The organism is Pantoea sp. EKM10T (assembly GCF_011800685.1).
Taxonomy (GTDB): Bacteria; Pseudomonadota; Gammaproteobacteria; order Enterobacterales; family Enterobacteriaceae; genus Pantoea; species Pantoea agglomerans.
This window is the reverse complement of the sequence record NZ_JAALEU010000002.1, coordinates 363044-385218: the sequence shown is the minus strand read 5'-3', so window position 1 is coordinate 385218 and position 22175 is coordinate 363044. Positions and strand designations below refer to the sequence as shown.

21 protein-coding genes are annotated in these 22175 nt (G+C 58.4%); 7 read left to right on the top strand and 14 right to left on the bottom strand.

Annotated features, from left to right (window positions below; translation table 11 throughout):
- Positions 1-225: 225 nt before the first annotated feature.
- The 3 genes from hutH to HFD95_RS05360 all read left to right on the top strand — a co-directional run bounded on the left by hutH (position 226) and on the right by HFD95_RS05360 (position 4835).
- Positions 226-1776 carry a histidine ammonia-lyase gene (gene hutH, locus HFD95_RS05370; RefSeq protein WP_167429919.1) on the top strand — a complete coding sequence of 517 codons (1551 nt, stop codon included), beginning with the start codon at positions 226-228 and terminating at the stop codon, positions 1774-1776.
- A gap of 15 nt (positions 1777-1791) precedes the next feature.
- Positions 1792-3477, top strand: a complete 1686-nt coding sequence (gene hutU, locus HFD95_RS05365; RefSeq protein ID WP_010254290.1) for a urocanate hydratase — start codon at positions 1792-1794, stop codon at positions 3475-3477.
- Positions 3478-3677: 200 nt separating this feature from the next.
- Positions 3678-4835, top strand: coding sequence for a M20 aminoacylase family protein (locus HFD95_RS05360; RefSeq protein WP_031591721.1), 1158 nt, complete (start codon positions 3678-3680; stop codon positions 4833-4835).
- A gap of 1 nt (position 4836) precedes the next feature.
- Here the strand turns inward: HFD95_RS05360 and ybiB are convergent, their stop codons facing one another.
- From ybiB to HFD95_RS05340, 4 genes are all read right to left on the bottom strand, one after another.
- Positions 4837-5805: a DNA-binding protein YbiB gene (gene ybiB, locus HFD95_RS05355; RefSeq protein ID WP_167429918.1), complete on the bottom strand. Its 969-nt coding sequence runs from the start codon at positions 5803-5805 to the stop codon at positions 4837-4839.
- A 26-nt stretch (positions 5806-5831) separates the two neighbouring features.
- On the bottom strand, positions 5832-8000 hold the full coding sequence (gene dinG / locus HFD95_RS05350) for an ATP-dependent DNA helicase DinG (protein WP_033767358.1): 2169 nt from the start codon (positions 7998-8000) through the stop codon (positions 5832-5834).
- 191 nt (positions 8001-8191) lie between these two features.
- Positions 8192-8710 (bottom strand): GNAT family N-acetyltransferase, encoded by a 519-nt coding sequence (locus HFD95_RS05345; protein WP_158149460.1) that lies wholly within the window; start codon positions 8708-8710, stop codon positions 8192-8194.
- The gene (locus HFD95_RS05340) at positions 8707-9270 is read right to left on the bottom strand and encodes an XRE family transcriptional regulator (RefSeq protein ID WP_158149461.1); all 564 of its coding nucleotides are present in this window, start codon (positions 9268-9270) and stop codon (positions 8707-8709) included. Before HFD95_RS05340 ends, HFD95_RS05345 begins: the two co-directional genes overlap by 4 nt.
- A 149-nt stretch (positions 9271-9419) precedes the next feature.
- On the opposite strand from HFD95_RS05340, the gene HFD95_RS05335 reads away from it, so the two are divergent.
- On the top strand, positions 9420-10154 hold the full coding sequence (locus HFD95_RS05335) for a MerR family transcriptional regulator (protein ID WP_010254274.1): 735 nt from the start codon (positions 9420-9422) through the stop codon (positions 10152-10154).
- A gap of 175 nt (positions 10155-10329) precedes the next feature.
- Here the strand turns inward: HFD95_RS05335 and HFD95_RS05330 are convergent, their stop codons facing one another.
- The 4 genes from HFD95_RS05330 to HFD95_RS05315 are packed head-to-tail and all read right to left on the bottom strand — an operon-like array spanning position 10330 to position 14079.
- Entirely contained in the window at positions 10330-11061 is a 732-nt protein-coding gene (locus HFD95_RS05330) for an ABC transporter permease (protein WP_010669716.1), read from the bottom strand.
- Positions 11049-11996, bottom strand: coding sequence for an ABC transporter ATP-binding protein (locus tag HFD95_RS05325; RefSeq protein ID WP_010254263.1), 948 nt, complete (start codon positions 11994-11996; stop codon positions 11049-11051). Before HFD95_RS05325 ends, HFD95_RS05330 begins: the two co-directional genes overlap by 13 nt.
- A complete protein-coding gene (locus tag HFD95_RS05320; RefSeq protein ID WP_167429917.1) occupies positions 11989-13164 on the bottom strand; it encodes an ABC transporter permease in 1176 nt (391 codons plus the stop codon). The genes HFD95_RS05325 and HFD95_RS05320 overlap by 8 nt, the downstream gene beginning before the upstream one ends.
- Positions 13165-13167: 3 nt before the next feature.
- On the bottom strand, positions 13168-14079 hold the full coding sequence (locus HFD95_RS05315) for an ABC transporter substrate-binding protein (protein WP_050679471.1): 912 nt from the start codon (positions 14077-14079) through the stop codon (positions 13168-13170).
- A 306-nt stretch (positions 14080-14385) separates the two neighbouring features.
- Here HFD95_RS05315 and HFD95_RS05310 point away from each other — a divergent pair, with 306 nt between their 5' ends.
- The 3 genes from HFD95_RS05310 (at position 14386) to nadS (ending at position 16644) form a co-directional block, all read left to right on the top strand.
- The gene (locus HFD95_RS05310; RefSeq protein ID WP_010669713.1) at positions 14386-15861 is read left to right on the top strand and encodes an MFS transporter; all 1476 of its coding nucleotides are present in this window, start codon (positions 14386-14388) and stop codon (positions 15859-15861) included.
- Positions 15862-16039: 178 nt separating this feature from the next.
- Entirely contained in the window at positions 16040-16351 is a 312-nt protein-coding gene (locus HFD95_RS05305) for a type II toxin-antitoxin system RelE/ParE family toxin (RefSeq protein WP_010669712.1), read from the top strand.
- On the top strand, positions 16351-16644 hold the full coding sequence (gene nadS / locus HFD95_RS05300) for a NadS family protein (protein WP_010669711.1): 294 nt from the start codon (positions 16351-16353) through the stop codon (positions 16642-16644). The genes HFD95_RS05305 and nadS overlap by 1 nt, the downstream gene beginning before the upstream one ends.
- A gap of 136 nt (positions 16645-16780) precedes the next feature.
- On the opposite strand, the gene idi is transcribed toward nadS, so the two are convergent.
- The 6 genes from idi to HFD95_RS05270 all read right to left on the bottom strand — a co-directional run bounded on the left by idi (position 16781) and on the right by HFD95_RS05270 (position 22124).
- Positions 16781-17323, bottom strand: a complete 543-nt coding sequence (gene idi / locus HFD95_RS05295; protein ID WP_010254245.1) for an isopentenyl-diphosphate Delta-isomerase — start codon at positions 17321-17323, stop codon at positions 16781-16783.
- 146 nt (positions 17324-17469) lie between these two features.
- Positions 17470-19365, bottom strand: coding sequence for a methyl-accepting chemotaxis protein (locus HFD95_RS05290; RefSeq protein ID WP_022625996.1), 1896 nt, complete (start codon positions 19363-19365; stop codon positions 17470-17472).
- A gap of 191 nt (positions 19366-19556) precedes the next feature.
- Positions 19557-20666, bottom strand: a complete 1110-nt coding sequence (locus HFD95_RS05285) for a suppressor of fused domain protein (RefSeq protein ID WP_022625997.1) — start codon at positions 20664-20666, stop codon at positions 19557-19559.
- Positions 20667-20996: 330 nt separating this feature from the next.
- The gene (locus tag HFD95_RS05280; RefSeq protein WP_033766755.1) at positions 20997-21224 is read right to left on the bottom strand and encodes a hypothetical protein; all 228 of its coding nucleotides are present in this window, start codon (positions 21222-21224) and stop codon (positions 20997-20999) included.
- Positions 21225-21226: 2 nt separating this feature from the next.
- On the bottom strand, positions 21227-21712 hold the full coding sequence (locus tag HFD95_RS05275; RefSeq protein ID WP_072000444.1) for a DUF2778 domain-containing protein: 486 nt from the start codon (positions 21710-21712) through the stop codon (positions 21227-21229).
- A 181-nt stretch (positions 21713-21893) separates the two neighbouring features.
- The gene (locus tag HFD95_RS05270; RefSeq protein ID WP_033766753.1) at positions 21894-22124 is read right to left on the bottom strand and encodes an EexN family lipoprotein; all 231 of its coding nucleotides are present in this window, start codon (positions 22122-22124) and stop codon (positions 21894-21896) included.
- Between the last annotated feature and the right edge of the window lie 51 nt (positions 22125-22175).

The following is a 22175-nucleotide window of genomic DNA, read 5'->3' as shown; positions in this document are numbered from 1 at the left end:
CATCCTGATGGTGCAGCCTCTGAGTAGCGCTAAATAGTCAACCCGCAGCGGACGGGCAATCGATTTTTGTGATCGGCCTGGCACGGCACTTGCTTACTCCCTTTGATTGTATAGACAAGCATAGACAAGAATTAACGCTTATGATTCACTCGTATTATTCCGCTGGATTAGGGCAAGGAGAGCAGTTTAGCCACACCAGCACACTTGTATAGACAGGAGTAGACTATGTCAGGTTCGTTTCAGGTTTTGCGCCTGGTGCCAGGCGAGGTGGACCTCGCCACATTACGCGCTATCTATCAGGGCAACGTCACGCTGACGCTTGATGAGCCCGCGCGTCAGGCGATTGCGGCGGCGCAGCAGACCGTGGATGCGATTGTCGCCTCCGGCAACGTGGTGTATGGCATTAATACCGGCTTCGGCAAGCTGGCGCAGACGCAAATCCCGGCCAGCCGGCTGGCGGATCTGCAGCGTAATCTGGTGCTGTCACACAGCGTCGGGCTGGGCGATCTGCTGCCCGACAATGTTACCCGCCTGGTGGTCGCCACCAAAATCATCAGCCTGGCACGCGGTCACTCTGGCGTGCGAATCGAACTGGTTGAGGCGCTGCTGGCGCTGTTCAATGCGGGTGTCATGCCCTGCATCCCGGAAAAAGGCTCGGTCGGTGCCTCCGGCGATCTGGCGCCGCTGGCGCACATGTCCCTGATGCTGCTGGGCGAAGGTCAGGTCCGGCTCAGGGGTGAGTTGATCCCGGCAACCGAAGGCCTGGCAAGCGTGGGTCTGTCGCCGTTTGTACTCGGCCCGAAAGAGGGACTGGCGCTGCTTAACGGCACCCAGGTCTCAACTGCGCTGGCGCTGCGCGGCCTGTTTGAGGGTGAAAACCTGTTTGCCGCCGGTCTGATGGCCGGTGCGCTGTCGCTGGAGGCGATTAAAGGCTCGCTAAAACCGTTCGACGCCCGTATCCATCAGGCGCGCGGCCAGCATGGTCAGATTGCCGTCGCCGCTGCCGTCAGCACCCTGATTGAGGGCAGTGAAATAGTGCTGTCGCATACGCATTGCGGCCGCGTTCAGGATCCCTACTCCATCCGCTGCGTGCCACAGGTGATGGGTGCCTGCCTGGACAACTTCAGCCACGCGGCGCGGATTCTGGAAATCGAAGCGAACGCGGCCTCTGACAACCCGCTGGTGTTCAGCGACAGCGGCGATGTGATCTCCGGCGGTAACTTCCACGCCGAGCCGGTGGCTTTTGCTGCGGACATCCTGGCGCTGGCGATTGCCGAAGTCGGAGCCATCTCCGAGCGGCGGCTGGCGCTGCTGCTGGACAGCGGCTTGTCGGGCCTGCCGCCCTTCCTGGTGCGCGACGGCGGCGTAAACTCCGGCTTTATGATCGCCCAGGTGACCGCCGCAGCCCTGGCCTCTGAGAACAAATCGCTGGCCCATCCGGGCAGCGTCGACAGCCTGCCGACCTCCGCTAATCAGGAAGATCACGTCTCGATGGCGACCTACGCCGCCCGCCGTCTCGGCAGCATGTGCTTTAACAGCGCCGCGGTAGTCGGCATTGAGGCGATGGCCGCCGCACAGGGCATTGAATTCAGCCGGCCGCTGAAAAGCTCTGCGCTGATTGAGCAGGCCATCGACACCATTCGCGAGCAGGTCGCCTTCCTTGAGGAGGATCGCCTGCTGGCTCCCGATATCGAGGCAATGCGTCAGTGGGCAAGTCGCACTGACTGGCCTCAGGCATTGACCGCGCTGCTGCCGAGCATGCGCCCAACTTCTTGAATTAAGGAATCTTTCATGAGCGAAACTCTTTCTCAGGCTGTGGCACGTGAAATTCGCGCGCCTCACGGTACCACGCTGCACTGCGCCAACTGGCTGATTGAAGCCGCTTACCGCATGATTCAGAACAACCTCGATCCCGATGTTGCCGAGCGGCCGGAAGATCTGGTGGTTTATGGCGGCATCGGTAAGGCGGCGCGTAACTGGGAGTGCTTCGAGCAGATCCTGCGTTCGCTGCGGGCACTGCAGCCGGATGAAACCCTGCTGATCCAGAGCGGCAAGCCGGTCGGCATCTTCCGCACCCATGCGGATGCACCCCGCGTACTGCTGGCAAACTCCAATCTGGTGCCGCACTGGGCGACCTGGGATCACTTCCATGAGCTGGATAAAGCGGGCCTGATGATGTACGGCCAGATGACCGCCGGTTCCTGGATCTATATCGGCGCGCAGGGCATCGTGCAGGGCACCTACGAAACCTTCGTGGAAGCGGGACGTCAGCACTACAACAACGACCTCAGCGGACGCTGGATCCTCACCGCCGGGCTGGGCGGCATGGGCGGCGCGCAACCGCTGGCGGGCGTTCTGGCCGGGGCCTGTGTGCTGGCGATTGAGTGTCAGGAGTCGCGCATCGATTTCCGCCTGCGTACCCGCTATGTAGATTACAAAGCCACCACGCTGGATGAAGCGCTGGCGTTAATCAGCGAAGCGACCGCGGCGAAAAAAGCGATTTCGGTCGGGCTGCTGGGCAATGCCGCCGAGATCCTGCCGGAGCTGGTGAAACGCGCCCGGGCGGGCGGGCCAAAACCGGATATCGTGACCGATCAGACCTCGGCGCACGATCCGATTAATGGCTACCTGCCGGCTGGCTGGGATCTGGCGCGCTGGCAGCAGGAGCGCGTCTCACAGCCGAAGGCAGTGGAGAAAGCGGCGCGTGCCTCAATGGCGGTCCACGTGCAGGCGATGCTCGACTTCTGTCATATGGGCATCCCGACCGTGGATTACGGCAACAATATCCGTCAGGTCGCGCTGGATGAGGGTGTCAGCAACGCCTTCGACTTCCCTGGCTTTGTACCGGCCTACATCCGTCCGCTGTTCTGCGAAGGAAAAGGCCCGTTCCGCTGGGTGGCGCTGTCCGGCGATCCGGAAGATATCTACAAGACCGACGCGAAACTCAAAGAACTGTTCCCGCACCACAAAACGCTGCATCGCTGGCTGGATATGGCGCAGGAGCGCATCGCCTTCCAGGGATTGCCAGCACGTATCTGCTGGCTGGGACTGGGCGAACGGCATCTTGCCGGTCTGGCGTTCAATGAAATGGTGCGCAACGGCGAGCTGAAAGCGCCGGTGGTGATTGGCCGCGACCATCTCGACTGCGGCTCGGTTGCCTCACCTAACCGTGAAACCGAAGCGATGAAGGATGGCTCGGATGCGATCTCAGACTGGCCGCTGCTCAACGCGCTGCTGAATACCGCAGGCGGTGCGACCTGGGTCAGCCTGCATCACGGCGGCGGTGTTGGCATGGGCTTCTCGCAGCACGCCGGTATGGTGATTGTCTGTGACGGCAGCAAAGAGGCGGATGCGCGTCTGGGTCGGGTGTTGTGGAATGACCCGGCCACCGGCGTGATGCGTCATGCCGACGCGGGTTATGAGCTGGCACAAAGTTGCGCGGCAGAGCATGACCTGAATCTGCCGATGCAGAAGTAATACGCTGAACGGGGCGGGCAGTGGCTTGCCCCGTTTTCTTCGCATTTTTCCCTTCTGAAGCCCTGCCCGGACATCACTTCCTTATTACTTATTCCATTTTGATTTAGCCTATAGCCAGATTTCGTCCTGCCGGCGATAGACGCAGCGCCACCCGACCTCTAAAGTGAAATCTTCTCATTCTGTATGGAGCGCGACTCTGCATGACCCTTTCCCCTGCCCTGCTTGAAGATGCCCTGCGCTGGCGCCGTGAGTTTCATCGCCACCCCGAATTAGGTTACCAGGAACAGCAAACCAGCCAGTTTATCGCTGATGAGTTAGAGCGGGCGGGATTGCAGGTGTTTCGTGGTCTGGCGGGCACCGGCGTGATCGGCACGCTGGAAAACGGTCCCGGCCCGGTTATCGGGCTGCGTGCGGATATGGATGCGCTGCCGATTACGGAAAAAGGCGACACTGAATGGCGCTCCGCGACTCCTGGCGTGATGCACGCCTGCGGGCACGACGGTCACAGCGCCATTCTGCTGGCCGCCGCCCGACAGCTGGCCGCCACACGCCAGTTCCGCGGCACGGTACATTTCATTTTTCAGCCTGCCGAAGAGAACCTGGGCGGTGCGCGCAAAATGGTGGAAGAGGGACTGTTCCAGCGCTTCCCGATGGATGCGATCTATGCGATGCACAACTGGCCGGGCCTGCCGCTGGGGTCACTGGCGGTTAACCCTGGCGCCATGATGGCGTCGCTGGATTCGTTTGAGATTACCCTGCACGGCAAAAGCTGCCACGCGGCGATGCCGGAAAGCGGTGCCGACCCAATGGTGGTGGCGGCCGAGCTGATTCTGGCGCTGCAGACGATTCCGTCACGTCGCCTCTCGCCGCTCGCCTCGGCGGTGGTCAGCGTGACGCAGATCCACGGTGGCGAAGCGATCAACGTGATCCCGGAACAGATTGTACTGCGCGGCACGGTGCGCTGCCTGCAGACCAGCGTGCGCGAAAAAGTGCGCGGGCTGATTGATGAGTTTGTCGCTACCCTGCCACGTCCGTTTGGCGTGAGCGGTGAGATTGAGTGGTTACCGGGCTATCCGGTGACCGCCAACCATGCGGCCCCGGCTGAGCAGGTACGCGAGGTGGCGCTGGCGACGCTGGGGGCCGAACAGGTTCAGTGGCAGGTTAATCCGTCGATGGCTTCAGAAGATTTTGCCTGCATGATGGAGGCCTGTCCGGGTGCTTACTTCTGGCTGGGCGCGGATGGCGACACGCCTTCCGCCCCGCTGCACAACGCCCGCTATGACTTCAACGACGCGCTGCTGCCAATTGGCATTACTTTCTGGCAGAACCTGGTTGAACAGGCGCTGCCAGCAGCCTGAGTCAGTAACCGGCGGTGAGGATCTGCTGCTCTGCCGCCGCCAGCGAGTCGCACTGGCCGCTGGCGCGCAGGCAGCAGGCGAGCTGCAGTCGCAATGATGCGGGCACCGGCCGCTGCTGATTCAGCACCTGCTCAATCCAGCGCGCGGTTACCTCTGCCGTCTTATCGGCCGGCAGTTCAACGGCTACTTCGGGCTGACGCTCAACCCACACTTCCGCTTCCGCGCCTGCGCCCTGAATCATGCTGATCGCCGGGCAGCGCTGTGGATTGGCATAGACTTCTCCTTCGGTGCCATTGAGCAGTATCGCAGGCGCATCGATGTCACTGAAGAATTTCGCCACACGCGGCACATACTCCGGATGCGACACGCTCGACAGACGCAGCGCCGCACGTTCGGCAAACGGGGTCGCCAGTTTTGCCAGCGTATGCGCGCTGTTACGCACGCCCATTCGCCAGCGCAGCGACAGCTGTTTCGCCATTGGCGGGCAGAGATGATCGATGGTGATAAAGGCGAGTTCGCCCTGATCGAGTTTTGCCTGCGCCGCCTCTGCGGTGGTGACGGGGGTAATACCCAGCGCGGCAAACACCGCTTCACTGGTGATGCGCGTCGCGTCGTCGCTGACGCCATGCACCAGCACCGGGAAGCCGAGTTTCACCAGCAGCAGCGCCAGCAACGGCGTGAGATTGCCCTGCCGACGCGCACCGTTGTAGCTGGGGATCACAATCGGCATCGGGCGGTTTTCCGGCGCCTGCAGTTGCATCATCTGCGCCTGCATCGCCTGATAAAAGCCGCGCATTTCCGCTTCGCCTTCGCCTTTGATACGCAGCGCAATCAGAATGCCGCCCAGCTCCAGGTCCGGCACCTCGCCCGCCAGCATCGCGCCATAGAGCGCCACGGCAGTATCAAAGTCGATATCGCGGGCATGATTTTTACCGCGACCAATCTCTTTAATGATTTTATTCAGTTCCATCACTCGCTTCCGGTTAAGTGCGCGGCTCAGCGCCGCGTGGGACGTCGTTTACGCACCGTATTTTTTGGCACCACGGTGGCCGGTATCGCTGCCGGCTCTGGCGTTTCCGGCTGCTCAATCGGGAAGATCGGCAGCGCCGCTAATAGCCGGCTGCCGTAGGATTTGCTCAGCAGACGGCGGTCGTAAATGACGATTTCGCCATAACATTGATGGCTGCGAATCAGGCGTCCGACCTGTTGAATCAGGGTAAAAGAGGCGCTGGGTAAGCTCTGCACCTCAAACGGATAGCGTTTCAGGCTTTTCAGCCACTCGCCTTCGGTCAAAATTACCGGACTGTCTACCGGGGGAAAAGCGATTTTATGGATATGCACCTGACTCAGCAGATCGCCTTTGAGATCCAGCCCTTCGGCAAACGACTGCAGGCCAATCAGGATGCTGGTTTCCCCTTTGGCGACGCGCTGACGATGCAGATCGACCAGGCGGCTGCGCGGCTGATCGCCCTGAACCAGCATTGAGAGGCGCAGGTCGGGCAGACAGGCGACAAACTGCTGCATCGCCCGGTTGCTGGCAAACAGCACCAGCACGCCTTTGTGCTTTTTCTCCGCCATCTGCTGCCGGAAGAAACCGGCCATCTCCGCGATATGCTCCGCTTCGTGCGTCATCAGCGGCTCATAGCGCATCTGCGGGATCACCAGCTTGCCCTGCTCCACGTGGTTAAACGGGGAGTCCAGCGCCACAAAGCGGTCGCCCGCCTTCTCGCTGAGTCCCGACATCTCCTGCAGGCGGTTGAAACTGTTAAGCGATCGCAGCGTGGCGGAGGTCACAACCACGTGCGGAATTTTACGCCACAGCATCTTCTCCAGCTGGTCGCTGACGCGGATGCCGGCGCAGTGAAACAGCAGGTGCGCCTGACCTTCGCGCAGCTCGCGGGTGATCCACTTCGACACCGGCGCGCCAGAGGCTTTTTCCATCGCCGCCAGCCGCCACAGTTTGCTGACCGATTCAAACCAGCCAAACTGGCGATTGAGCTGCAGCAGATTGCGATGCAGTCGCACCACATCCACCTTGCCGGTCTGCTCGCTCAGCGCATTAATCAAACCTTCACTCAGGCCGCGCAGCGCATCGCTGAGCTTAAAGAGCCGGGCGCAGAGATCCAGCAACTCCTGGGGCAACGCCCCCAGCACAAAGCGGAATTCGCCCGGCTGATTATGCGGTGGCAGCAGCGGATTCAGCGCCTGAGCGGTAATCGTCAGCAGTTCACGCAGCTCATCGCAGTGCGCTTTCAGCCGCTCCGGGTTAGCCAGCGGCGGCGGCGATTTTGGCCGCATCTGCGTCATAATGCTCTCTACCAGCTTGATAAAGAGGTCGAGCTGCAGGCTGCTCCAGCCCGGCGTGATGTCGGCGCTCATCTCCAGCGCATCGCGGGCCACTTCCGGCAGGTGATGCCCTTCATCCAGCACCAGCATCAGGTTTTTTGCCGGTGGCAGCACCGACTCATTCTCCATTGCTGCCATGACCAGCGCATGGTTCGCCACCACTACATCGACCTGCTCGATTTCACGCCGCGCCACAAAGAACGGGCATTCACGATACCAGCGACAGTGTGCGCCAAGGCAGCTCGCTTTGTCGGTGGAAAGCCGCTGCCACAGGCTGTCGCTGACGTTCTCGTCGCTGTGATCGCGCAGGCCGTCCCACTGATAGCGATCCAGCGATTTCTGCAACCGGCCACACTGCGTCTGCTCCTCTTTAGTGCTGCTGACGGCGTCATCGTCCAGATAAAGCAGCAGATCGCCCTGCTCATCGTCATCGGCCGCCATCGCCGCCAGATTACGCGGACAGACATAGCGCCCGCGGCCAAAGGCGGCAGTAAAGGTGAGATCGGGAATGATTTTTTTCAGCAGCGGCAGATCTTTGGTGAAGATTTGATCCTGCAGCGCCACGTTGGCGGTGCTGATCACCAGCCGCTTCTCCTGGGCGCGGCTGGCCGCGATGCCCGGGATCAGATAAGAGAGGGTTTTGCCCACGCCGGTTGGCGCTTCAACCGCCAGATGGCGCGAATCGTCGCCCGCCAGGCACTTCGCCACTTCGGCGATCATCTGGCGCTGCGGCGCACGTGGGATGAAGTCAGGCACCTGCTCCTGAAGCGCTTTATACCATTGCGCTATCTGGCTTTTTACTGCGGCTGTCAGGGCCATGATTTGCGTTACCACACCGAAAATATGGCCTGTATTTTTACACAGTATCCTGTTGGCGTCAGCTTTCGCGCCGAATTTTTCGTGCGACGTCGTAAATTTCAGCAGTTGCCCGTTTCAGGGTCGTGCGGGCAGCCCGTCAACCCAGGCCGGTCCGGCACGAAGAAAGGCCAGCCGCATGAGCTAGCGGCTGGCTACGCCAGCACTTTGTACATATAGGTGGTGGCATCCAGCACGCCCGCGGTGGATTCGGCATAAAACGGGATCGACCCCGCCACCTGCCAGCCCAGCGAGCGATAGAGATCGCTGGCGACATCGCCGCTGCGCGTATCCAGCACCAGCAGCGTTTTGCCCTGCGCACGGGCCTGCTGCTCAGCGCGCTGCATCAGCTCACGCGCGATGCCCTGACGGCGCGCCTGCGGATGCACCAGCAGTTTGCTGATCTCCGCCCGGTGTCGGCCATTAGGCATCGCGCTGCCACTGAGAATGACAGTGCCCACGATGCGACCGTGCTGCCGCGCAACGAATAGTTCGCTGTCGCCGTCTGCCAGAGCGGCGATCCGCTGCTGCCAGAATCGCGTTATCACCTCTTCGTCTTCAGCATCAATAAAGCCGACGCTGGCGCCGTCTGCCACACAGGCCTGCAGCACCGCAGTGAGTTCACCCAGTTGCGGTTGCGCTTCGTCGGCGCGAAGTATTGTGTAATCGATCATGGTTTCGCCACCACCAGTAAATAGCGCGCGCCGTCAGTCAGGTGCGCCTCAAAAGCCGATTTCCCGACCAGATGAAAACGTAAGCAATCACCGGGCTTCAGCGCCCACTGCTGCGCCCCCATCGTGACGGTGAGGCCGCCCTCGCGTAGCCAGATATGCTGCTCCAGACCCTGAATGGGTGGCGCATCGTAATCTATACGTGCACCAGGCCGTAATCTGCCCTCAACGAGTTCGCATCGGAAATGAAGCGCAGGGGGTGAGACATTCCGGCGAATAAATCCGCTGGATTCATCCTGCCACACGGGCTGCTGGTCATCTCTGATCAGCAGACTGGACTCAACCTCCACTTCACTGAGCAGGCGCGACATCGTTAATCCGTAGGCAACACACAGACGGTTAAGCAGCGCAGCAGTAGGGCTGGTCTCGCTTCGCTCAATGCGCGATAATGACGCACGACTGATGCCCGTTGCGACAGCAAGTTCATCCAGCGACCAGCCGCGTTGCAGGCGTAATTCTGCCAGCCTCACCGCCAGTCGTTGCTCCGTATTCAGCTCTGACATGGTGATTTCTCATATTTGGGAATAATTCTCTTATATGAGATATAACGGAGAAACGGCGTATCAGTCAAGTTGTACATCGAGAAATGTATTGTACAACTTAGTCGGCTTCGTTATGGTAATTGCACTCAGACCAATCGAAAGAGGAATTTATGACCTTATACAGTATCGGTGACGTCGCCGAGCGCTGTGGCATAAACCCAGTCACCCTGCGCGCCTGGCAGCGTCGTTATGGCTTACTGAAGCCGCAACGTACCGAAGGCGGACATCGTCAGTTTGACGAAGAAGATGTTCATCGCATCGAAGAGATTATGCGCTGGATTGAAAGCGGCGTGCCGGTCGGTAAAGTTAAGGCACTGCTGGAAGGTGGCGATGTTGATGCCCATGACGGCTGGACCACACTCCAGGATGAGCTGATCAGCGTTCTGCGTCACGTCAGACCCGCTAAACTTCGTAATAAAATTGCCGCGATTGGTCGCGAACATCCGATTGATGCGCTGATCGATCATGTTTTTATGCCGGTGCGCCAGAAGCTGAGTCTGGATCAGAACACCGCCCGCACCATGTGCAGTCTGCTGGATGGTTTGCTGATCGATTATGTCGCGTTCTGCCTGACCGGCAGCCGCAAAAAATCGGGTAAAGATGCGCTGATTATTGGCTGGGGTATCGACGATCGTACCCGAATCTGGCTGGAAGGCTGGCGTCTGTCGCAGCATGGCTGGCGGATTGATGTGCTGGCAGAACCGCTGGATTTACCGCGTCCTGAACTCTTTCCCGGCATGAATATGTTTGTCTTTACCGGTAAAAAACTGACCCGCCGCCAGCAGGAACAGCTGTCACACTGGCAGGAACAGGGCTATGCCGTGCGGTTGCACGATCCCGCCTGATAACAAAAACGCACGCCGGGCACTTTGCCTGCTGCCTTGCGCGCGCTATTATCCCCGCCTCACTATTAACGAGCTCAGGTTTTACCCATGAACTGTAAAAAAGCTTTCTTCGCCACGCTGTTTTTTATTATGGCGGCAGGCGGCACCGGCGGTCTGATGCTGGTGGGATACTCTCTCATCGTTCACTCACGCTAAGCCAGCGCTGCAGGCGTTCAAACAGGCGATCGCTGACTATCGCCAGCAGCGCCACCAGTAATGCCCCCTGAATCACATAGGCTGTATTAAAGCCGCTTAAGCCGATAATCACCGGCGATCCCAGACTTTTCGCGCCGACCGTCGAGGCGATGGCAGCGGTGCCGATGTTAATGATCACCGAGGTGCGTATCCCGGCGATGATGACCGGCGCAGCCAGCGCCAGCTCAATCTGCCACAGCCGCTGCCAGCTACTCATGCCGACCCCGATGGCGATCTCCCGACTGCTGGCCGGTACGCTATCAATACCCGCCAGCGTCCCCTGTAAAATCGGCAGCAATCCATAGAGCAGCAGCGCCACGACTGCGGGCCAGGCGCCAAATCCCATCACCGGCACCGCAATTGCCAGCACCGCCACCGGCGGAATCGTCTGCCCTGCCGCCACAATGGTTTCCATCAGCGGCCGGAACGCCCGCCCCGCCCGCCGCGTCACCAGCACACCACTGCCAATGCCAATCACAATCGCCAGCAGGCTGGCGGTGATCACCAGAAACAGATGCGCCAGCGTCAGCTGCCAGAAGCTCTCCTGCTGATAGAGTGGCCGCGCCAGTTCGGGAAACCAGCGGTGAAACAGCGGCCCGCTGTAAGGCATCAGGGTCAGCAGCGCGCCGTAGAACAGCACCAGCCACAGCAGCGGATCCCTTAGCCTGCGCATGTTAAATCCTCGCGCAGTTGCAGCAGATCGCCAAAGTGGAGCACGCCCAGCGGCCGCTGCTGATCGTCAATGACCGGCAGTTTATCGGTACGCCGGGCGATAAACTGCGACAGGGCATCGCGCAGCGTCAGTGCCGCAGCGATCGGTTCGCCCGGCAGCCACTCGCCGCGCCGCACGGCATTACCGACCTGCTCCAGCGACAACAGCCGTACTCCCATTTCGCTGCGGCCAAAGAAGTCGCGCACAAAATCATTTTTCGGCTGGGTGAGCAGCTCTACCGGCCTGCCCTGCTGAACAATCTCGCCGTTATCCATCAGCACAATACGGTCTGCCAGCGTCAGCGCTTCGTCGATGTCATGCGTCACCAGCACGATGGTGCGGCCCGACAGTTGATGAATGCGCAACATCTCCTGTTGCAGCACCCCGCGCGTCACCGGGTCGAGTGCGCCAAACGGCTCATCCATCAGTAACACTTCCGGATCCGCCGCCAGCGCCCGCGCCACGCCGATGCGCTGCTGCTGCCCACCCGAGAGCTGATGCGGATAGCGGTCCAGCAGCTGCGCATCGAGATTCAGCAGCGCCAGCAGCGCCGTGATACGTTCATTAACCTGTGCCCGGGGCCAGCCCAGCAGCACTGGCACCGTGGCGATATTCTTCCGCACCGTCCAGTGCGGAAACAGGCCAATCGACTGGATCGCGTAGCCCATGCGCCGCCGCAGCGTGCGGGCATCGAGCTGGCGAATCGACTCTCCGGCAAAGCGGATTTCACCACTGTCAAACTCCACCAGCCGGTTGATCATCTTCAGGGTGGTCGATTTGCCCGAGCCGGAGGTGCCAAGCAGCACGCAAAATTCCCCTTTCGCCACCTGTAACGACAGATCTTTCACCGCCGCTTTACCGTTAAACGCGCGGGAAACGCCGTCAAACTCAATCATCTTTTCTCTCCAGCAGTGAGATCAGCAGGCGGAACAGCGCATCGATGACCACCGCCAGCGCAATCACCGGGATCACACCCAGCAACACCAAATCAAGCGCACTGCTTAGCAGTCCCTGGAAAATAATCGCGCCAAAGCCGCCCGCGCCAATCAGCGCCGCAACCACCGCCATGCCCAGCGTCTGCACCACCACTACCCGCAGGCCCGCCAGCCAGACCGGCAGCGCCAGCGGCACATCCACCGCAATAAACTGCTGCCAGCCACTCATGCCGACGCCACGTGCACTCTCACGCACCTCGTGCGGCACCTGTTGCAGCCCCACCACCACGCTGCGCACCAGCGGCAGCAGGGCGTAAAGCACCAGCGCGATCAGCGCCGGAGCCATCCCAATGCCGCTGATGCCCCAGTCGCCGAGCCACGGAAACTGCTGAGCCAGTCCGGCCAGCGGCGCAATCAGCAGACCAAACAGCGCCACCGAGGGCACAGTCTGAATCACATTCAGCACACCGAACACCCCGCCCTGCCAGCCAGGCCGCCGGAACAGCGTGACGCCCAGCGGCAGCGCAATCATCAGCGCAGGCACCACCGTTCCCGCCAGCAGGGTGAGATGACGGCTCAGCGCGGCATCAAACACCGCGTGGCGGTTGGCATACTCTTTCAGCAGGGAGAGATCGCTGAGCTGGCCACTGAACAGCAGCAGCAGCGGCAACAGCCAGACCTGCAGATTGAGCAGCAGCTGTGCCAGCCGATGGCGGGTCAGTTGCCGCACCTGATCGGTGATCAGCAGCAGGAGCAGCGCGCCGCTGCACCACAGGCCGCTGGCAAAGCTGGTGCGCGCCAGACGGCTGCCCTGCTGGCTGAGTAAAGTGGCCTGATGACCGCTGAGCCAGATAATCGCCGCCAGCATCAGTTCTGCCGCCAGCAGCGCCAGCATCAGCGTGATGCGGGTCGGCTGCCGCCACAGCAGCAGCCACAGCGTCAACAGCGGCAGCAGCAACAGCCCGAAGCGGCTAATCTGCCAGCCCATCAGCGGTTCACCCGCCACCAGGCGGTTCGGGGCGAAGTTCAGAAACGGCAATGCCACCAGCGCCAGAGTCAGCAGCGTCAGCAGCAGCAGTGCCACCGGCTGCTCAACCGGACGGCGTATCGCTTCCCGCGATATCTGCATCGGTTACAGCAGCTTTTTCTGCTGCAGCCATTCGGTCGCTACGCTGCTGGCATCCTGACCATCGACCGCGATTCTGGCGTTGAGCTGTTGCAGCGTCTTCTCGTCAAGCGCGCTGAACACCGGCTTCAGCCACTCTGCAATCTCTGGATAGGCTTTGAGTACCGATTCACGGATCACCGGCGTCGGCGCATAAATCGGCTGAACCCCTTTAGGATCGCTGAGCGTCTGCAGACCTAATGCCGCTACCGGACCGTCGGTGCCGTACGCCATCGCCGCGTTTACGCCGGAAGTCTGCTGTGCCGCTGCGCTGATGGTGACAGCGGTATCGCCGCCAGCCAGCGACAGCAGCTGGTCCTGCTTGAGGTCAAAGCCATAGGCTTTTTCAAAGGCGGGTAAGGCATCGCTGCGTTCAATAAATTCTGCTGAGGCCGCCAGTTTGAAAGTGCCGCCTTTTTTCAGCCAGGCGCTGAGATCCGCCAGAGAGTTGAGCTGATTTTTTTCAGCCAGATCTTTTCGCACAGCGATGGTCCAGGTGTTATTAGCCGGAGCGGGTGTCAGCCAGACCAGATGGTTTTTCTCCGCATCCAGCTTCTTCACTTTCTCGTAGCCTTCGGCGGCATTTTTCCAGGCGCTGTCTTTCTCATCATTGAAGAAAAATGCACCGTTGCCGGTATATTCCGGATAAATATCAAGTTCGCCCGCCGTGATGGCACCGCGCACCACCTGCGTGGTGCCGAGCTGAATTTTATTGACGGTTTTTACCCCGTGCTTTTCCAGCACCTGAAGAATCACATTGCCCAGCAGCGATCCTTCGGTATCAATTTTTGAGCCGACCCGCACCGGGTCCGCCGCCTGTGCTATCCCCATGCTGAGCAGCAAAGCGCTGACGCCCATCCAACCCCGAATTCTGACCATGGCTTTTTCCTTATCGCAGTGTGTTGTTTTTACGTTTTGTTCGTGCGTGATGATTCACAAGGCGTTGTGCGCCTGCGCGTTCAGGCTGCCCTCCTGCCACTCTGCGGGAGGCTGGCAAGGCGTGCAGCGGAAATTATCTGCCTTAAAAGCGTAGCCTGGCGCAGCGGCGATGCAGCTGACTTTATCGCAAATTGATAACGATTTGAGATTATAAATTCATCTCATATAACCTAAATGAATTTACGTCTGGGCGTCTAAACGGCTATTCTCGGAAATCTGTTTTTATAATAAAAGACGCACAACATCATGTCCGACCTGACCTCTTCCGCCCATGTGGCAACAGCAGGGAGTTCGCCCGGTGGCGAAACACAGTGGATCCGCAGCGCAGCTGACGTCTCCCGATTAGTGAACAGTGGCGACAGCGCCCGTAATAATGCCCGCATTGTGGTGGCGATTGCGCTGGGGGGCGTCTTCCTTGACGCCTACGACCTGGGTGCGCTGGCCTTTGGCATCAAAGACATCACGCGCGAATTCAATCTCACCCCGACCGGCACCGGCATGGTCGCCTCGGCAATCACCTTCGGAGCCATTATCGGCGCGCTGATCGGCGGCTATCTCACGGATAAAATTGGCCGTTATCGGGTGTTTATGGCCGATATGTTCTTTTTCGTGGTGGCGGCTATCGCCTGTGCGTTTGCCCCCAATGAGTACGTGCTGGCCGGCGCGCGTTTTGTGATGGGCCTGGGGGTCGGAATCGATCTGCCGGTGGCGATGGCGTTTCTGGCGGAGTTTTCCCGACTGCGTGGCAAGGGGAATAAAGCGGCCAGCGTGGCGATGTGGTGCCCAACCTGGTATGCGGCAATCAGCATCTCTTATCTGCTGGTGCTCTTGCTCTATGCCGTGTTACCCGAAAGCCACACCGACTGGCTCTGGCGTCTAATCCTCGGTTTTGGTGCCGTTCCGGCGATTATCATCATCGCCATCCGTAGCCGTTACATGAGCGAATCCCCGGTTTGGGCGGCGAATCAGGGCGACCTGAAAGGTGCCGCGGCGATTTTACGCAGTGCGTGGAGTATTAATGCCCAGGTGGCACCCGACGCCGCGCTGACGCCTGCCATGCCGGTGCGCAAGGCGAGCTGGCGTAACTATGGTGCGCTGTTACAGGGTGTTTATCGCCGCCGTACCCTGCTGGCGACCATCACTTCCATTGCCTCATCTTTTGCTTATAACGCGGTGGCGTTTGGCTTGCCGGTGATCATCTCCAGCTTCTTTGCCCAGTCAATGCTTACCACCATTCTGGTGTCGCTGGCGCTGAATCTGCTGTTCGCCTTTGTCGGCGGGATACTGGCGGTGCGGCTGGTGCCGCGCCTCGGGGCGTGGAAGATGTCGGTGGCGGGTTATGCCTGTCAGTGCGTGGCGCTACTCGGGCTGGCGCTGATTGGTCGTCCGGAAGGCGGTCAGGAAGCCGCGCTGGCGATCGGCATGCTGGCGCTGTTCCTGTTTGGACAGGGATTCGGGCCTGGCTCCCATACCATGACTTTTGCGTCGCTGAGCTATCCGACGTCGCTGCGCGGCGTGGGTGTCGGCTTTAACCAGACGCTGATGCGCGGCAGCTCTACCGTTTCGCTGTTTCTGTTTCCGGTGCTGGTCGCGGCGCTGGGCACCGGCGTGTTCTGGGTGATCTTCCTGGCACCACTGGCGGGCCTGCTGGCGCTGCTGGCGATCCGCTGGGAACCGTCGGGTTATGATGTGGATGCGGAAGATTTCGAGCTGCAGCGATAATCAATGGTCAGGGCATGGATAGCGCGCAGGCTCAGGGCGCAAAAGTCCTCCGCAAAGACGCATAAAATGCCCTCTAAGGCAATGCTCAGCGCGGGCGATTACACACCTCACTGTACGCCATTGACTTACTCTCCTTGCATGATAATATGACTCTACCCTACGCCAATGACGTACAGACATGTTATTCATTGAGACTCCTGTATTCACGGAAGATGTAAAGGAACTACTCAGCGATGATGAATATCGCGAGTTTCAACAATTCATGGCTGACAATCCAGGCTGGGGTGATGTTATCCAGAATACGGGTGGCCTGCGTAAAGTTCGCTGGGCGGCCAAAGGCAAAGGTAAGCGTGGCGGCGTTCGGGTGATTTACTATTACAAAGTCTCTGAATCACAAATCAGGCTGTTGCTGATTTATAAAAAAGGCGTCCAGGATGATTTATCCGAGGATGAAAAACATCTGTTAAGGGCGTTGAACGAGGGCTGGTAATGGACAAAAAACTGTTTGAGCGTTTGAAAGAAAGCATGACTCAGATGAATGAGATCGTCGAAGGCTCCCGAGCACCTGCCCGCGAAAGCACAGTGACTGCGGTTAAAGTCAAAGCTATCAGAAACGCTACTGGTCTTTCGCAAAGCGGGTTCGCTAAGCTGATTTCCGTGAATGTAGACACGCTAAAAAACTGGGAACAGGGACGACGTGAGCCAACCGGCCCGGCTAAAGCTTTACTCCGGGCCATAGAACGCGATCCGCAGCATGTGATCCCAGCTCTTGCTGATAAATAATCATTGAAGAAACCGGCCTTTGTGCCGGTTAGCAGGGATAAAGAGCGGGAGCAAACGGGCTTATAACCCTGGCGCATTGTTTACCCCGGCCCGACTTCTCCGGCCAGCATTGAAACCGCACCTTAGTGCGGTTTTTTTATGCGGTAACTTGCGGGAAAGGAAACTGCTCCAGATAGTCCGGGATGCGCGGGAAAGTGTGCAAAAACCACGGTGTGAACTGCTGTGGCTGCTGCTGCATCTGCTGCTCAATCAGCGCCATCGGGCGATAATCCCAGGCATCCGCTTCCTGCGGATTCAGCTGCGGCAGGCTGTCGCAGACGGCAAAGAAGACGTGACCATACTCATGTTCAGTCAGGCCATTGCTCAGTTTCAGGTTGTAGCTCAGCTCAAACACCGGCGTCAGCGTCACCACCATCCCCATCTCTTCACGCAAGCGGCGCTCGGCGGCGTCGCGGGTTGATTCATGGGGATAAGGATGACCACAGCAGGTATTACTCCACAAGCCACCACAATGATATTTATCGCTGGCACGCCGTTGTAGCAACAGCTCCTGCCGGGAATTGAAGACGTAGACCGTCACCGCGCGGTGCAGTAATCCTTTTTCATGCACTTCCAGCTTTTCCATCTTGCCGGTGGGACGATCGAGGTGGTCAACGAGGATAACTTCAATAGCAGACATGGCGTTTCCTTGAGATTATTCCCAACTATTCTGGCACAGAATTATCGGTTTGGGCGGATCATCGAGGATTTTTTACCCGGGTCAGGCGGAGATAAGCGGATGAAGCAGAGAGAAAATCAGGCCAGCAGGGCTGGCCTGGAGAGGGATTACAGTCGGAAGCTCTGAACCACCCGCTCAAGCTGGGTGCTTTGCGATTCCATCGCCTGCGCGGCAGCAGAAACCTGCTCCACCAGCACGGCGTTCTGCTGTGTGGTGCCATCCAGTTGGGTAATCGCAACGTTAACCTGTTCGATGCCCAGGCTCTGTTCGCGGCTGGCTGACATGATTTCACTCATCAGCGTGGTCACACTGCTCACGCCCTTCATCAGCTCATCCATGGTCTGACCCGCCTGCTCGACCAGCGCGCTGCCGGTATCGATGTTCGCCACCGACTCTTCGATTAACTTTTTAATCTCACGCGCCGAGTTGGCTGAACGCTGTGCCAGATTACGCACTTCCGATGCCACCACCGCAAAACCGCGACCCTGTTCACCGGCGCGTGCAGCTTCTACCGCGGCGTTCAGCGCCAGGATATTGGTCTGGAATGCGATGCTGTCGATCACGCTGATGATATCGACCACTTTACGGGATGAGTGATGAATCTCGCCCATGGTGGTCACCACCTGACGGACCACTTCGGTGCCACGTGCGGCCACCTGCGAGGCATCACCCGCCAGCTGGTTAGCGTGGGTGGCGTTGTCGGCGTTCTGACGCACGGTGCCGGTCAGTTGCTCCATCGACGCGGCCGTTTCCACAATCGAGCTGGCCTGATCTTCGGTACGGGAGGAGAGATTGGCGTTGCCGCTGGCAATTTCACGCGACGCGGCGGTGATCGCCAGCGCGCTGTCGCCCACCTGCTGGAGCAGCCCCTGCAGATAGCTGATGAACTGGTTAAAGCTCTGCGCGACGGCGTTGAACTCCGGGCTGTTGCTGGCTGGCAGACGCTGAGTCAGATCCGCACCACCGGTCGACAGCGCTTCGATGTTGCTGTTCAGCACGTTAAGACGTTTCATCATGGCGCGGACAAAGCCCAGCGACACCAGCAGCAGGATTACCGCCAGAGGGATCTGCACCAGACCCAGGCGGGTCAGCATGTTGTGAGACTGCGCTTTCAGCAGGCTGGTTGGCAGGCTGCTGGCGAGATACCACGGGCTGCCTGGAATGGCCTGCACGAACAGCGTCTGCTCGCCTTCACTGCTGTCATAGGTGGTTTCCAGCGGCTGATTGCCAACACCGTTAAGCAGCGTTTTCAGCGGTGCTGCCATCGGCATCTGCACGTCAGCCAGGTTTTCGAGCTTCGGTGCGGCATTCACCAGTGCGCCATTGCCCACGACTTTACCGTCGGCTTCAACGATCAGGACGTTGCCCTGAATGGTTTCACCCATCTGCTTCGCCAGCTGGTTAAAGAACCCCAGCGTCACATCGATGGTGGCGACACCCCAGGCCGTGCCGTTTTTGTAGATAGCCATAGCACAGTTGGTGCGCGGCTGCGGGCTGGCGGCATCCTGATAGGCTTTTGCCCAGGCACACTGGCCTTTCGGAGCGGCCATGCCATCTTTGTACCAGGGTTGCTCCCAGTATTTGTCAGCCGCGTCGGAGTTCCAGTAGGTGTTCACCTGCAGTTCATTGCTGGCATTACGGGCAAAGAAGCTGCTGTCCTTCTCTTTCGCCGGGTCACGACGATTTGGCAGTGGCCAGATCCCGCCACCAAACACATTGCTGTCCTGATACTGGTTAACCAGCGTCGGTAACAGGGTGTCGATGGTGGCGCTGTCCATGACAGATGCGGCTTCGGTAATGGCGCGCTGCTGGGCCTGAACGCGGTTCATCTGTTCAACGATACCGGAAGCCAGTGAATCCACCTGATAGCGAACCAGACGGCTTTCGCTATCGACCAGCTGTGGCGCGACAAACTGATTAATAACCCAGACTGTAACGAGTAAAAGCGCAACAAAGAACGCGATCATTGTTGCGGTGAAGCGGGATTGTGTTGTTTTAAACATCTTCGTTCCCCTGAACCTGGTGCGGCGCGATTGCCTGATCGGGTTTAACGGCGCGGCAAGCGGGAACTTGAGATGAGCAGGATCACATATTTGAGAAATGTTTGATTTTTGTAAAAATTTAATTTCAGAGCGGAACTATCACATCCCCGGCGGGCGCCGGGGAATGGGCGAACAGGCGCAGTATTGCTGGCCTACTCTTCTGAACTCACGACCTGCTGGCGCGGACGGAAGATGTGATTATTGCCATCCGCCGTTAACAATTCCCGTAACTTCTGACCACCATGTTCATCCGCCTGCGCGAACTGCCGTTCCGCTTCTGTAATCGGCGTGGTCCAGAGCAGAGTCGGGCGATCGCCGTCGCGTTTTGGCAGCGAGAACTGCGCCTGTTCGGTTGCCAGCTCATTAGCCAGCAGGAAGCTTTCAAAGCCAACCGGTGCCACTTCCGACGCCAGCGTATGGCCCTCGCCCAGCCAGGTCAGCCGCGCCCACGGCAGATGCACGAACTCCGCCAGCGCGCTGGCCATCTGCACCGCATTGCCTTCAGTCATGACTTCACCGTCAACCGCCATGCCCAGTTCAATGCGGCGATACTGCGGCGCCAGCTCATCAAACAGATAATCGACCTGCGGCATCGGCCGGATGCTCATGCCGATGGTCAGGAAATACCAGACGCCCTGATGCCAGTGCTGGGAGATTGCCATCGGCGGCCAGCTGCCCTGATCGATAGCGTAATACTTCACTGACTCGCCAAAGCGCGCCTGATAGCAGGCCATCAGATCGTTCTGCACCTTATCCCACTCGCTGCCGTCGTGCCATTCGCGCCAGAACTGACGCTGATGCTCTGCACGGGCGTAGTAGTCATTGGTTGATGCCGACCCCAGCGGTGCCGTCAGCCGGTTCTTTTTGATGCAGCCTGCAGAGAAGCTCACCTGCTTCTCCTGATAGAGGCTCCAGCCGGGGATCACCGCCAGCAGCTGGCCGTAATACCACAGCGCCGCGCCATCATCGCTCGGCTCCCACAGCACCTGCAGACCGGCTGGATCCAGCGCGGGTTCCGCTTCCAGATTACGGCAATACTCGGCGCTGAGCAGCGGCGCTATGCCCTGCTCCATCGCCTCGCGATCTTCCTGCGCCGGTGCCGGCAGCAGGTTTCGTAGCCAGCAGCCGCGTACCGCATACTGGCTGCGGAACAGGTCGGTTGGCCAGATGTAAAAATAGGCAGTGCGCTCATCCTGTTCGACAATAGCGGTCAGGGTACGCTGCTGATTGTGGACTTCAGCAATCAGGGATTTGTACGTCATAGTGCCTCGACAAAGCCTGGAGGAATCCATTTTCCCCGAGAATAGAGCAGGATCCTGGCTGCGGCTATCTGAGACAAGGGTAATAGTCTCAAAGTGTGGGAGTTGGAGGGGTGGTGAAGAGTACAGCAGGCGCAATTGGCGGGAGCAGAGGCCCATCTGGCAGCATACTCATACCATCACGGTCTGATAATGCTCTTACAGTAACGGGTGGATGCAGCGAAGGAGCGCGATGCACTGCCCCATAAAGTTAACCGGATACGGTGTTGATTGTAGCGTTCACTATGGTTAGCAGACTGACTTCTCTAATCCATGGTACTCATATCGTCCTGTTTAATGCTTTTTGAAAAAAGCTTTCAGCACCCATAAAAGCGCAACAGACATAATGACAGAAATAAGGATGTTGGCTGAGAGTACAAAGTCGATGGTTGCCTCATCGCCATTAATATTGAAAAATCCTGCGATGGCATAAAAGAATGTTACCGGCACTATGACAGCAATAGCTTTTGAAATAGCAATCGCGCAAAAAACAAACAGAAAAATAGTTAAAATAAAGCGCATCGTTAGTATACCTTTACCGTTCCATAGGCTTTGAGCTGGCTGCCCGGGATGTTAAGCGTTGGGCCAGATTTAAGGAACATGTCGCGCATGTAATTGAACTGAAGAGGATGTTGAAGTGTGATGCAGCCTTCACTCAGCCCTAATGGCCCAATAGGGTGCAGACGGAAATTGCCCCGCCTGATGCCTTGTACAAACGTGTAGTCATCGATTTTTCCATCGTCACGAAATAGTCCAAACCATGTTGAACGATCCGTACCGTATATGTCTTTTAACAAGCGTTCTCTAAACGGCCCCAATCTTCCACCTGAAGGTCGTTCTACAATAAAGTAACGGCCACGAACTATTGGGCCTATATCAGGTACGTTTGTTTTTTCAGGATTATTGCGGCCTTCTTTTTGACCAGAAAAAGCAGGAAATGTACCAATACCAGGGCAGCTCAGGCTGGTCATTTCACGCCGATTGAGAAGTAAATAGCAGCTATATGACATGAGAACTCCATTCCTTATGTGCGAATATAGTAGATCCACTTGATTCTAAAAATTAACTATTGCTTTTTGGGAGAACAATGTCAATTGTGCCCGGCATCTGCCTTTGAGTGGCTGACTGGAGGGACGTTACCTGTGCCCGCAGAAGGGCATAAAAAACCGCCAGGCGGCGGCTCGCCTGAATTTACCAACTTTTATTAGGACTCTTTGTAAAAGAGCCGCCGTGGACAGTGGCATCAATCGCATTGCGGCAGTCTTCGGTATCGCGTGGATCAAAGGCTTTCGTGCATTCCTCATATTTAGCTTTGCGCTCCGCGTCATGCGCTTTATACCAATCAATACCCTTCGCGCCAGCATCCCAACCGGTAAGCAGCGTGGTAGCCAGCAAAACCAGTGAAAGCAGTCCTGCTTTCATCAGATTTCCCTTTAAAGAATTAATTGCGACCGCAGTTATAGAGCAGTAGTG

Bases quoted from the DNA above. Each gene is read 5' to 3' on its own strand.
- hutH (WP_167429919.1), top strand. From the start codon at position 226: ATGTCAGGTTCGTTTCAGGTTTTGCGCCTGGTGCCAGGCGAGGTGGAC.
- hutU (WP_010254290.1), top strand. From the start codon at position 1,792: ATGAGCGAAACTCTTTCTCAGGCTGTGGCACGTGAAATTCGCGCGCCT.
- HFD95_RS05360 (WP_031591721.1), top strand. From the start codon at position 3,678: ATGACCCTTTCCCCTGCCCTGCTTGAAGATGCCCTGCGCTGGCGCCGT.
- ybiB (WP_167429918.1), bottom strand. From the start codon at position 5,805: ATGGAACTGAATAAAATCATTAAAGAGATTGGTCGCGGTAAAAATCAT.
- dinG (WP_033767358.1), bottom strand. From the start codon at position 8,000: ATGGCCCTGACAGCCGCAGTAAAAAGCCAGATAGCGCAATGGTATAAA.
- HFD95_RS05345 (WP_158149460.1), bottom strand. From the start codon at position 8,710: ATGATCGATTACACAATACTTCGCGCCGACGAAGCGCAACCGCAACTG.
- HFD95_RS05340 (WP_158149461.1), bottom strand. From the start codon at position 9,270: ATGTCAGAGCTGAATACGGAGCAACGACTGGCGGTGAGGCTGGCAGAA.
- HFD95_RS05335 (WP_010254274.1), top strand. From the start codon at position 9,420: ATGACCTTATACAGTATCGGTGACGTCGCCGAGCGCTGTGGCATAAAC.
- HFD95_RS05330 (WP_010669716.1), bottom strand. From the start codon at position 11,061: ATGCGCAGGCTAAGGGATCCGCTGCTGTGGCTGGTGCTGTTCTACGGC.
- HFD95_RS05325 (WP_010254263.1), bottom strand. From the start codon at position 11,996: ATGATTGAGTTTGACGGCGTTTCCCGCGCGTTTAACGGTAAAGCGGCG.
- HFD95_RS05320 (WP_167429917.1), bottom strand. From the start codon at position 13,164: ATGCAGATATCGCGGGAAGCGATACGCCGTCCGGTTGAGCAGCCGGTG.
- HFD95_RS05315 (WP_050679471.1), bottom strand. From the start codon at position 14,079: ATGGTCAGAATTCGGGGTTGGATGGGCGTCAGCGCTTTGCTGCTCAGC.
- HFD95_RS05310 (WP_010669713.1), top strand. From the start codon at position 14,386: ATGTCCGACCTGACCTCTTCCGCCCATGTGGCAACAGCAGGGAGTTCG.
- HFD95_RS05305 (WP_010669712.1), top strand. From the start codon at position 16,040: ATGTTATTCATTGAGACTCCTGTATTCACGGAAGATGTAAAGGAACTA.
- nadS (WP_010669711.1), top strand. From the start codon at position 16,351: ATGGACAAAAAACTGTTTGAGCGTTTGAAAGAAAGCATGACTCAGATG.
- idi (WP_010254245.1), bottom strand. From the start codon at position 17,323: ATGTCTGCTATTGAAGTTATCCTCGTTGACCACCTCGATCGTCCCACC.
- HFD95_RS05290 (WP_022625996.1), bottom strand. From the start codon at position 19,365: ATGTTTAAAACAACACAATCCCGCTTCACCGCAACAATGATCGCGTTC.
- HFD95_RS05285 (WP_022625997.1), bottom strand. From the start codon at position 20,666: ATGACGTACAAATCCCTGATTGCTGAAGTCCACAATCAGCAGCGTACC.
- HFD95_RS05280 (WP_033766755.1), bottom strand. From the start codon at position 21,224: ATGCGCTTTATTTTAACTATTTTTCTGTTTGTTTTTTGCGCGATTGCT.
- HFD95_RS05275 (WP_072000444.1), bottom strand. From the start codon at position 21,712: ATGTCATATAGCTGCTATTTACTTCTCAATCGGCGTGAAATGACCAGC.
- HFD95_RS05270 (WP_033766753.1), bottom strand. From the start codon at position 22,124: ATGAAAGCAGGACTGCTTTCACTGGTTTTGCTGGCTACCACGCTGCTT.